Annotated in this window: 7 protein-coding genes; 3 read left to right on the forward strand and 4 right to left on the reverse strand. The window is 69.5% G+C overall.

Annotation, left to right across the window (positions count from 1 at the left end):
- Positions 1-5: 5 nt before the first annotated feature.
- Both V6U86_RS30750 and V6U86_RS30755 read right to left on the reverse strand, forming a co-directional pair.
- A complete protein-coding gene (locus tag V6U86_RS30750) occupies positions 6-1,013 on the reverse strand; it encodes a hypothetical protein (protein WP_334509504.1) in 1,008 nt (335 codons plus the stop codon).
- An 80-nt stretch (positions 1,014-1,093) separates the two neighbouring features.
- Positions 1,094-1,564, reverse strand: coding sequence for a hypothetical protein (locus V6U86_RS30755; protein WP_334509506.1), 471 nt, complete (start codon positions 1,562-1,564; stop codon positions 1,094-1,096).
- A gap of 454 nt (positions 1,565-2,018) precedes the next feature.
- On the opposite strand from V6U86_RS30755, the gene V6U86_RS30760 reads away from it, so the two are divergent.
- On the forward strand, positions 2,019-5,018 hold the full coding sequence (locus V6U86_RS30760) for a glycoside hydrolase family 95 protein (RefSeq protein ID WP_334509508.1): 3,000 nt from the start codon (positions 2,019-2,021) through the stop codon (positions 5,016-5,018).
- A 119-nt stretch (positions 5,019-5,137) separates the two neighbouring features.
- Here the strand turns inward: V6U86_RS30760 and V6U86_RS30765 are convergent, their stop codons facing one another.
- Entirely contained in the window at positions 5,138-8,596 is a 3,459-nt protein-coding gene (locus V6U86_RS30765; RefSeq protein ID WP_334509509.1) for an alpha-glucuronidase family glycosyl hydrolase, read from the reverse strand.
- A 256-nt stretch (positions 8,597-8,852) separates the two neighbouring features.
- Between V6U86_RS30765 and V6U86_RS30770 the strand changes: the two genes are divergently transcribed.
- Entirely contained in the window at positions 8,853-9,377 is a 525-nt protein-coding gene (locus tag V6U86_RS30770) for a YfbM family protein (protein WP_334509558.1), read from the forward strand.
- Between the two features lie 73 nt (positions 9,378-9,450).
- Complete coding sequence (locus tag V6U86_RS30775; protein WP_334509511.1) at positions 9,451-9,945, forward strand: DinB family protein; 495 nt, start codon at positions 9,451-9,453, stop codon at positions 9,943-9,945.
- Positions 9,946-10,048: 103 nt separating this feature from the next.
- Here V6U86_RS30775 and V6U86_RS30780 read toward each other — a convergent pair whose 3' ends face one another.
- On the reverse strand, positions 10,049-11,137 hold the full coding sequence (locus V6U86_RS30780) for a LacI family DNA-binding transcriptional regulator (protein WP_334509513.1): 1,089 nt from the start codon (positions 11,135-11,137) through the stop codon (positions 10,049-10,051).
- Between the last annotated feature and the right edge of the window lie 15 nt (positions 11,138-11,152).

The following is an 11,152-nucleotide window of genomic DNA, read 5'->3' on the forward strand; positions in this document are numbered from 1 at the left end:
GCCCGTCACCCCGCAGGGGTGGGCGGCGGCTGACGGAGCGCGTCGTCGATGATGTCGGGCATCCGCCGGGCCACTCCGGCGAGGAGATCCGCGACCTGCACGCGCGGATCGTCGCGGGAGTCGACCATCACCAGCCCCGCCAGGGGTGACACCCCGTTCGGCAACGCCCCGGCTCGGTTGACGCCGGCCGACTGTGGGTGGCCATCGTCGGCCAGCGCCCGCTGGAGACGGGTCAGCCGGTCGGCCGTCAGGGCGCTCTGCTCGTCGTGGGTCACCAGCACCTGCCGCTGGCCGTCGCTCCAGGACAGGACCGTCTCGGCCAGCGCCGGGAGCAGCGGTTCCAGCGGGGGAGGGACCGCGCGGTCGTCGACATCGAGCCGGGCCACCACGGCTCGCACGTGGCTCGGGTCGAGCCCGTCGAGGACGGCGTCGGCCGCCGCGCCGAGCCCGTGGCGCCGCAGCGCATCCCGGGCCTGAAAGAACCGGTGCATCGTCTGGCCGACCGGAAGTCGCCGCTTCATCCGGACGAGGTCGACGAACGCTGACAGGAAGGAACCCCAGTCGCTTCCGGTCGTGCGTCCGGCCTCATGCAGGGCGAGAGCCGCCGGATGGTGCTCGCGAGCAAGGCGGGTGCCCGCCGCGTACGACGGCTCGGTCAGCAGGAAGTCCACGATACGGGTGACGAGGAAGAACTCCTTGTCGATGAGGTGGACGTGCGCGCGACCGGCAAGCGCCGCCAGGAACCACTCCAGTGCCTCCTGCGCACCGGAGCCGCGCAGGAACCGGCCGGACTTGAGCTCGTGCGGTGCGAACCGGAACCCGGACCGTAGTGCGGTGATCACAGTGACCGCCTCGTCGACGGCCAGGTCGACGCTCGCGTGCGTGATCACCGGGGCGGCCGAGTGCAGCAGATTCGTGCCCGAGAAGCCCGACTCGTCGCAGGCGATCTCCACGACAGCCCCGATCACCACCGCGCCGCCCGGCGGCAGCCCACCCTGGAGCGGTGATCTCACCGCCGAGCTCCCGCCATGCCGCCCATGGTCACCCGTGCGCCGGCGGAGGACAACCCGATTGCGTACGGGAGTCGCTGTGCTCAGTGGTCGCGACAGCCGACCTGGTCGCCGATTTCCGGCGGAATGCCGAACGGGGTGCATTCGAGGGCGCTGCCTTCGCCCAGCTTCTGCCATCTGCCGTCCGAGTGCTTGAACACCAGCACACCGTCGCCCTGCATTCCGGGGTCGATGGCGAGCACGCCGGCCGTGGCCCACTGCCTCGCGCACCTGATCCGATCCGGGTCGATCCGGTGGGTGCTGCTCAACCCCGACGCGGCCTGCAGGGTCGCTGCGCTCACCGGGCAGGCGGCCGGGGTGGTGCTGGACGACCCGCTGCCCGTCGGCGAAGCGGTGGGCGGCGATGCGGTGGGCGGCGTCGCGGGCGAGGCGGGTGCGGCGCTCGCCTGCGGCGTGGTGCTCGCCCCGGTGGGAGTGGGGGAGGCGGTGCCGCAGGCCGCCAGGCTGGTCAGCACGGCGACGGGCAGGAGGGCGCGGAGCGCGGTCAGGGTCATCGTTCCTCCGGGTGGGGCGTCGAGCGGGATTTCCCACTACACGTCCTTGGGCCCACCGGGGTTGCGCTGCCTCGTCGGGCGTACGTCGGAGCTGATGTACGACCGACTCGACTGCCCGCCTGCGTACATCTGATGTATGTCCATCCGGGTGGGTGATCGTCGGCGTGATTCCGGCGGATCGCCGTACGGTGTCGCGTCAGTGCGCCGCTGCTCGCCCGCCCGCGCATCTTGCTGACCGGCCAGAGGGGCGTGGTGTCCACCCATTGATCGACCGTTGCCTATTCTGTGGCCCCGGAGTAACCTTCCCGAAACACATCCGATGTCTGGCTCGCCAAGGCCCGGCGTCGGCCTGCGCAGGCAGGGTCCCGGTTGGCCCCACCAAGCGGATCCCCATGTCGAGTCCCACAGTTGTCCCGCTTCGGGGTGGCCGGACTGGTCACCGTTTGGAGGATCGATGTCAGACCTGACCCGACGGCAAGCCCTCAAGATCAGCGCAGCCGGCGCGGGTGGCGCTCTCCTGCCGGTGCCCTGGACCGCTGCGGCACGAGCGGACTCGGTGGCGCCGCCACAGGTGTTGGCCGCTGGGGACCTCGCACTCTGGTACGACGAGGGGGCCGGCACCGACTGGCTGCGGGCGCTGCCGATCGGCAACGGCCGGCTCGGCGCCATGGTCTTCGGCAACGTCGACACCGAGCGACTTCAGCTCAATGAGGACACCGTCTGGGCCGGTGGCCCGCACGACCCCAGCAACACCAGAGGCGCTGGAGCGCTCGCGGAGATCCGGCGGCTGGTCAACGCGAACCAGTGGACCCAGGCCCAGGATCTGATCAACCAGACCATGATGGGCAACCCGGGCGGCCAACTGGCCTACCAGACCGTCGGCAACCTCCGGCTCGCCTTCGGATCCGCCAGCGGAGCGTCACAGTACGACCGGACGCTGGACCTCACCACCGCCACCGTCACGACGACGTACGTGTTGAACGGTGTTCGTCACCAGCGGGAGGTGTTCGCCAGCGCGCCGGATCAGGTGATCGCGATGCGACTGACCGCCGACCGCAGCGGTTCGATCAGCTTCACCGCCACCTTCGACAGCCCGCAGCGCACCACGGTGTCCAGCCCGGACGGCACCACCATCGGCCTCGACGGTGTCTCCGGGAACATGGAGGGCGTCACCGGCGCGGTCCGCTTCCTCGCTCTGGCCAACGCCACCGTCAGCGGCGGCAGCGTGTCCAGCTCCGGCGGCACCCTGCGGGTGACCAACGCCAACAGCGTGACGCTGCTGATTTCCATCGGCTCCAGCTACGTCAACTACCGCAACGTCGGTGGTGATTACCAGGGCATCGCCCGGCAGCGCCTCACCGCGGCACGGGCCAGCAGCTACGACCAACTGCGCAGCCGACACGTGGCCGACTACCAGGCGCTGTTCGGCCGGGTCACTCTGGATCTGGGTCGCACGTCCGCGGCCGACCAGACGACCGATGTCCGGATCGCCCAGCACAACAGCGTCAACGACCCGCAGTTCTCCACGCTGCTGTTCCAGTACGGTCGGTACCTGCTGATCTCGTCGTCGCGGCCCGGCACCCAGCCGGCGAACCTCCAGGGCATCTGGAACGACTCGCTGGCGCCGGCGTGGGATTCCAAGTACACGATCAACGCCAACCTGCCGATGAACTACTGGCCGGCGAACACCACCAACCTGGCCGAGTGCCACGGCCCGGTCTTCGACATGGTCCGGGAGCTCGCGGTCACCGGCACCCGCACCGCGCAGGTGCAGTACGGCGCGGCGAGTGGGTGGGTCACCCACCACAACACCGACGCGTGGCGGGCCACCGCGGTGGTGGACGGTGCGTTCTGGGGCATGTGGCAGACCGGTGGCGCCTGGCTCTCGACGTTGATCTGGGACCACTACCTGTTCAACGGCGACATCGAGTTCCTACGGACGAACTACCCGGCCATGAAGGGCGCCGCCCAGTTCTTCCTCAACACGCTGGTGACCGAGCCGACCCTCGGCTACCTGGTGACAAACCCGTCGAACTCGCCGGAGCTCAGCCACCACTCGAACGCCAGCGTGTGCGCCGGCCCGACGATGGACAACCAGATCCTGCGGGACCTGTTCGACGCGTGCGCCCGGGCGAGCGAGATCCTCGACGTGGACAGCACCTTCCGGGCGCAGGTGCGCGCCACCCGGGACCGGCTCCCACCCATGAAGATCGGCTCTCGCGGCAACATCATGGAGTGGCTCTACGACTGGGTGGAGACCGAGCCCAACCACCGGCACATCTCGCACCTGTACGGGTTGGCGCCCAGCAACCAGATCACCAAGCGCGGCACGCCGCAGTTGTTCGAAGCGGCTCGCCGCACCCTGGCGTTGCGCGGCGACGACGGCACGGGCTGGTCGCTGGCCTGGAAAATCAACTTCTGGGCTCGGATGGAGGAGGGCAAGCGGGCCCACGACCTGATCCGTTACCTCGCCACCACCGCGCGGCTCGCGCCCAACATGTTCGACCTGCACCCGCCGTTCCAGATCGACGGCAACTTCGGCGCCACCGCAGGCATCGCCGAGATGCTGTTGCAGAGCCACGCGGGTGAGCTGCACGTTCTGCCCGCGTTGCCGCCGGCCTGGCCGAGCGGGCGGGTGACCGGCCTGCGCGGTCGGGGCGGGCACACGGTCGGCATCACGTGGGCGAGCGGCGTAGCCACCGAGATCCTCGTCCGGCCGGACCGGGCCGGCACCGTCCGCCTCCGCTCCCGGATCCTGACCGGCACCGTCACGGTCGTCGACACCGCCGACGGCACGGCGGCCCGGACCACCCGGATCGACTCCGACCTCATCGACGTCACCGTGCAGGCCGGACGCACCTACCGGGTCACCAGCTCCGGCGTCGCCACGCCCACCCTGGAGCAGAGCTTCAGCAACGTCGGCATCACCAGCGACAGCAACACCAACGTCGGTAACTTCGACGGCGGCGGGGCCTCGCTCTCCGCACAGGCCCTGGCTCAGGCCGGCGCCAGCCCGGGCGGCACGGTGAGCCGCAACGGGGTCAACTTCCGCTGGCCCAACGTCAGCTCCGGGTCCCCCGACAACGCCATCGCCTCGGGCCAGACCATCGGCGTGACCGGCACCGGCAGGACTCTCGGTTTCCTGCTGACCGGCACCTACGGCGCGGTCTCCGGGACCGGCACGGTGGTCTACGCCGACGGCACCCGCCAGACGTTCACGCTGAGCTCGCCCGACTGGTATGGCGGGCCGCACTCCGGTGGTACCGCGGCCATCGTGTCCGCGTACCAGAACCGGCCCAACAACGTCCGCCAGAACACCGCCGCCTGCATCTACTACGTGGGCGTCACGTTGCAGAGCAAGGCGGTGGCCTCGGTGGTGTTGCCCAACATCAGCGCCCGACCGGCGACGAACGTGCCGACCATGCACATCTTCGCCATCGCGATCGGGGGCTGACGGCAACGAATCCCGCTCGGGGGAGCACGACCGGGCCCGTCCCAGCTGGGACGGGCCCGGTCGCGGTTTCCGGTGTGGCGGTGGCGGCACCCGACTGGTGGGGTCGAGCGCCGAGTGCTCTAGCGGACGCGTTCCCCGCGGCTCTCGATCCGGAAGTAGTCGAAGGCGACATCGAGGTCGGTGGAGGTGCCGGCCCGGTTGAAGGCCAGCAACCCGGCCTTCGTCGGCTCGGCGTTCAGTGTGGTGGAGCCGATGTAGCGGTAGACGGTTCCGTCGCTGGAGTAGTAGGCGCGGTAGCTGTTGCCGATCTTGGTCAGCCGGAGCCAGATGGCGCCGTCGGTCCCGACGATGCGCTGGGCGTCGGCACCGGTGATCTCCAGTGTCGACGCCGCGCCGTTCTGTTCGCGCAGGAAGACGATGCGGGTCTTGTTGATGGCCGCGGTCGCGTTGCCCATCTCCCAGGCGAGCTTCACGTAGTTGTTGTCGTCCGCGTACCCGAGAACACCGCCCTGCTCGTTGTTGGCGGCGAGTGGCCGGGAGAAGACCACCCTGGACTCGGCCGTCCAGTCGCCGTCGACGTCCTGGAGGGCCAGGTTCCGGGCGGTGTTGACGTTGCCCTGCAGGTCGCCCTGCTGCGCGGTGATGACCAGGGACCCGTCGGCCAGACGCCGCCGGCTCTCGTCCGGCCGGACCCACTGCCACTGCGGGCCGAGCTGGGACGACTCGAACTCGTCGCTGCCGGTGATGGTCGTGTTCAGGTCCACGGTGTAGACCGACGACGCTCCGCCGTTCGTGACGGTGACCCGAGCCTGCCCGGTGGGGTTGGTTGCCTGCTCGACCTCGACCGAGGCTGCCGGGTCGGCGGCGCTGGCGGTGACCGTCGGGACGGTCGTGGTGCCGGCCGGGGCGAGGGCGTTGTAGCGCAGCACCGTCGGTGAGAAGGACGCCAGGCGCTCGCCGTCGACGCGCAGGGTCGCCAGCGTGGTGTCGGGCACCAGGTTGAAGACGTAGTTCTTCACCAGGGTGCCGAAGAAGCTCTCCGTGGTGACCTTGACGACCGCCTGACCGGGCACGCCGGCCGCCTGGGAGATGATCTCGTAGCGGGCCTTCCGGTCGGTCGTCCGCACCTTGGTGATTGTCGGCGACGCCCCGGCCGGCACCGGGATGGTGTACGAGGTGTCCGACAGGTTGAAGCCGCCGTAGGTCTTCCCGTCCACGACGATCGTGGCCGACAGTGGCGCGTCGTCGACCGGGATGTCCCGCCCGCTGAACTCCTTCCAGTAGTTCACCGAGGTGTCCCGCCAGTCGGCGGCGTCCGCCTCGTGGACCGCCAGCTTGGCGCGGACCTCGGCGAACCGGCGCGCGTCGATGTGCGGCTGGAGCGCGTCCCAGGTCTCCCGCATCCAGGTCACGTACTGCACGCCCATCTGGTAGCGGTAAACCAGTTCCGCCCAGAACGTCCGCCCGCTGTCCATCCGATGGCCCCACGGCACGTGGTGGAACCACATCAGCAGGTTCTCCGGGACGGAGTCGATGTTGCCGTAGCGCTGCTGCAAGCGGGGGAAGTACTGGGCGGCCAGGTTGCTGCCGGTGGGGGAGCGGTCGAAGCCCAGACCGACGCTGTCGGCCTTGTTGTAGTAGATCGGGCTCCAGTCGTCGCGGCCCGCCCAGTCGGCGGGGTCGGGGCGGTAGTGGGCGCCCTCGGCGAACTGGTGACCGATGCCCAGCGGCGTCTGGTAGCTGACCAGCGACTCCCACGAGCCCATCATCATCTTTCGGATGGTGTCGACGACGCGCCGGTCGTTGCTCCAGGTCATCCGCGTCCAGTCGGTCGCGATGTCCGCCGAGTCGAGCGTCCAGTCCCACGCCTGCCGCCCGAAGGCGAAGAGGTTCGCCTGGGCGAAGTGGTGCCCGGTCAGGTTGTCGGCGTTACCGAGGTTGGCGACACCCACGATGGCGGTGTCCGAGTGGTGCTGGGCGCTCCCGTCGACGATGTCGCCGACCAGCCGCTCCTTGAGCAGCTTTCCGTTCGCGTCGGTCGCGTACGTGTCGGTCTTGAGAATCTCCTCGTACATCGGGCCGAGGTAGGCCAGCATCCAGTTCTGGCCGGTGTATTCCTGCGTGACCTGGAGTTCCAACGCCTGGTTGGTGTTCTCCATCCGGCCGAACATCGGGTGGATGGGCTCCCGGGCCTGGAAGTCCAGTGGCCCGTTCTTGGTCTGGAGGAACACGTTGTCGGCGAAGCGTCCCCGGCTGCCGTCCGGCTGGACCTCGTCGTCGATCGGCCCGAACTCCAGGTAGGCCCGCTTGAGCCGGTCGTTGTCGACCTCGGCGTTGTAGACGAACGTGCGCCAGTGCACGGTCATCCCGAGCGGCGCCACCGCGGCGGCGATGGCGTTGGCGCCGTCACCGTGGTCGTACCCGAAATCCTGTGGCCCCGGCTGGCCCTCGGAGTTGGCCTTGACGGTGAGGCCCATGAAGTCCGGGATCGCGGCCTGGATCTGCTGGGCCCGGCGGTGCCACCAGCCCCGGAACTCCACACCGTACGGGTCGAGTTGGCTGTTGGTCAGCGTGTCCGGCGCGAACCGGTTGTCGGTGGGTGCGGTGTAGCGGATCGACAGGCCAAGCCGGATGCCGTACGGACGCAGCGCGTCGGCGAGGGCCGCCTCCTGCGCGATGCGGGCGCTCGTCAGGTACGCGTTGTCGGCGTTGACGTTGTTGATGGTGATGCCGTTGATGCCCAGGGACGCCAGCGCGCGGGCCATGACGAGGTAACGGTCGAGGATGACGGGCAGGTTCCGGCCGGCGCTGGCGCCGGTCGCGGCGAAGTTGAAGATCGCGCCGCTCTCCCCGTTCAGCCCGCCCAGCCCGGAGGCGTTGTTGCCCGCGTAGAGACGCTCGGTCTCCCAGTTGTTCAGCAACCGGTGCTTGATCTTCGGTGACTCCGCGATGCGGAGGTGGTCGATGGGCTTCTGGGTCTGCAGGAGCCGGAGGAAGGCGAAGGTGCCGTACAGCGCGCCGAGGTCGGTGTTGCCGGCGATGACGGTGAACCGGGCCCTGCCCTTGGACACCGAGCGGACGAGGTAGCCCTCGTCGCCCACAGTGGCCAGGTCGCGGGCCGCGATGCTGCGGCCCACCAGCGGCGAACTCGCCGGTGTGCCCACCACGACCGAGCCGTCCGGGACCGAGCCGCCGTCACCCGTCGCCACCGGAATCGGCTGGCCGAGCAGCCCGCCCAGGCCGCGTACCAGTTCGTCGCGAGCGGCGCCCAGCGTGGTCTCGACGAGCTTCTCGCCGGAACCGGGAGCCATGGCGAGGTCGGTGGTGTGCCGGTGCACTTTCGTGGCGTCGGCGTTCTCGACCACGATCGCCGTGGCCGCTCTGCGGTAGTCGCGCAGCAGCTTCGCGTCGTCGACCGGCACGTACCGCAGCCACAGGTCGGAGCCGCTGTAGTCGTCCGGCGACGGTGCCGCGGCGACCGGTGTCGTGGCGACCGTGAGGGTGGCCGCGACCGTGGCGAGTGCCGTGCCCAGCACGATGAGGGTCCGTCGTAGTCTGGGCGTCGAGCCTCGGATCATCGCGTCTCCTCGTTCGTCCACTCGTCGTCGTGCGCCCGGCGCGGGAGCACGACGACGTCGACAGATGGGTGCGCGTCGATGTTCCTCGGTGGCGCCGTGCCCCGGCAACGAGTTGTCGTTTCTTGTCGCGGCCCGTGCGGCGCCAATCCCCGACACGTTCCGCGAGAACCGCCCTCGACGTGGTGGAACATGGCTGCGGGAATCTCGGTGCTGTCCGGGAATTGTCGTAGCCGGTGCTTAGGCTGCCGCGGTGAGCATGAACGGCAACTGGCTGCGCGTTTCGCCCGACGAACTGGAGCGGGCGAGGACAGACCTCGGCTGGGCCTACGACCTCGCGATGACGCAACGGAACGACAACTCTGAACGCTGGGCGGCCACCGACAAGGCCTGGGACGGGTTCGAGTTCCTCCTCGATCGGCTGGGCTTCGAGATTCCGCTGGTGTCGGGCGCGGAGCGGTTCGTGGAGCTGCCCGACGTCGAGCCCGACAGCGACGAGATGTTCGACTTTCTGGACAACCTCGAAGACGACTGGGGCTACGGGCCGCCCTCCTATCTGACACCGGTCCACGTCGCGACGGCAGCGGCGCGCCTGGCCGAGCTCACCCAGGACGGCCTCATCCGGGGCGTCGACCCGCAGGAGTTGGTCCGGGCCGACATCTACCCCGGAATCTGGGATCGACCCGGCCAACTTGCGTGGGTGGCCCATTACCTGCCCGACGTCCAACGCTTCTTCGGTGCGGCCGCCAGGGATGGCGCCGCGGTGATCTGCTGGCTCGACTGAGCGGCGGGTCAGCCATTGGAGCGCCGGGCGAGGTGTCCCGACAGAAACCATCAATCTTTTGACCAGGAAGGGCGTGGGCCGGGTGGACGACGGTGAGAAGAACGCACTGTTGATGTTCCTGGAGGCGCAACGTGCCAGCGTCCTCGCGATTGTCGACGGCCTTGACCTCGAAGCCTTGACCACCGCCGTCCTGCCCTCGGGATGGACGCCGTTGGGCCTCGTGGAACACCTCGGCTACGCCGAGCGGCACTGGTTCCAGGAGATCGCCACCGGCTCCACTTCGCCGCTGGCCTGGCCGGACGACGACCACACCCCCCTGACCACCCCACCACCACCATCGGTGGTCTTCGCGTTCTACCGCGCGCAGTGCGAGCGATCCAACGCTGTCCTCGCCTCCACGCCACTGTCTGCGCCGGTGCGCGTGCGTCATCCAGGGTGGCTCGGAGACGAGGTCACCGACCTGCGGCGCATCGTTCTTCACATGATCGAGGAGACCGCGCGCCATGCGGGTCATCTCGACGTCGTGCGCGAGCTGATTGACGGAAAGACAGGGCTCGGCCCTCGATAGAGCCGCCCGCCCAGTCCATCCGACCTGCATGTACAAGCAAGCATTTCCCGGCGACCGTAACGCACCGTAACCGTAGTGTGCTGAGCTGGCCCAGGGGCGGTGTTCACTGCTCCGAGGGAGGCGGCAGGCTCGCGGCGAGCGCCGGCCGCTGGCGTACCCACGGTCGGGGGCGACCCGCTTTCCGGTCGCGGGCGGCCGTCGAGTGGCGGACAACGAGGCGTACCGGCAGGACCATCGGCCGGCCGGTGTGCCCGGGGGCGCCCTCGATCATCGTGAGCAGGTGCCGGGTCGCCGCCGAACCCTCCGCGTAGAACGGTGCCGCGACCGTGGTGAGCCCGGGTGTGACGATGTCGGCGGCGAGAGTGTTGTCGAAACCCACGATGCTGACGTCGCCCGGCACGTCGACGCCCATCCGGGTGAGACCCCGGATGAGCCCGATCGCCATCTGGTCGTTGAAGGCGAGGACGGCGGTCGCGGGACGGGCGCGCAGCTCCTCGGCGGCCCGTTCGCCACCCTCGATGGTCGGGCTGAACGGGCCGATCTGGCGCACCTTGATTTCGAGTTCCATGCCGGCTTCGAGCAACGACCGCCAGCGGATGCCGTTCGGCCAGGACGCCTGCGGCCCCGCGACGTAGGTGATGTGGTCGTGCCCCAGCTCCCCAAGGTGCTCGGCGGCCCGCCGGACCCCACGGGGGTTGTCCGTCACGACGCAGGGCACGTCGGCGACGGCGCGGTTGAGGACCACCACCGGCCGCTGCTTGGCGAACATCCGGATTGCCGAGTCCGACATCCGGCTGCTGGCGAGCACGATGCCGTCGACAGTCGACATCGTGCGTTCGATCGCCGCCCGCTCCACCCGGTCGGACTCCTGGGCGTCGATGAGCACCGTGGTGTACTCGTCGTGCATCGCCGTCTCCTGCGCCCCGCGCACGATCCCGGCGTACACCGGGTTGGTGATGTCGGCGATGACGAGCGCGATCATGCGCGTGCGGGACGTGGTGAGGGCGCGGGGAAGCGGGCTGGTGCGGTAGCCCAGCCGCTCGGCGACCTGCCGGATCCGTTCGGCGGTCTCGGAGTTGACGCGACTCGGCCGGGAGAAGGCGCGGGACACCGTGGACGGTGAGACGTCGGCCTCGACCGCGACGTCGTAGATCGTGACTCTCTTCTCCGGCGGCCTGGTGTGGTCGGGCATTGTCATGCTCCTCCC

Source organism: Micromonospora sp. CPCC 205558 (assembly GCF_036902955.1).
Lineage (GTDB): Bacteria > Actinomycetota > Actinomycetes > Mycobacteriales > Micromonosporaceae > Micromonospora.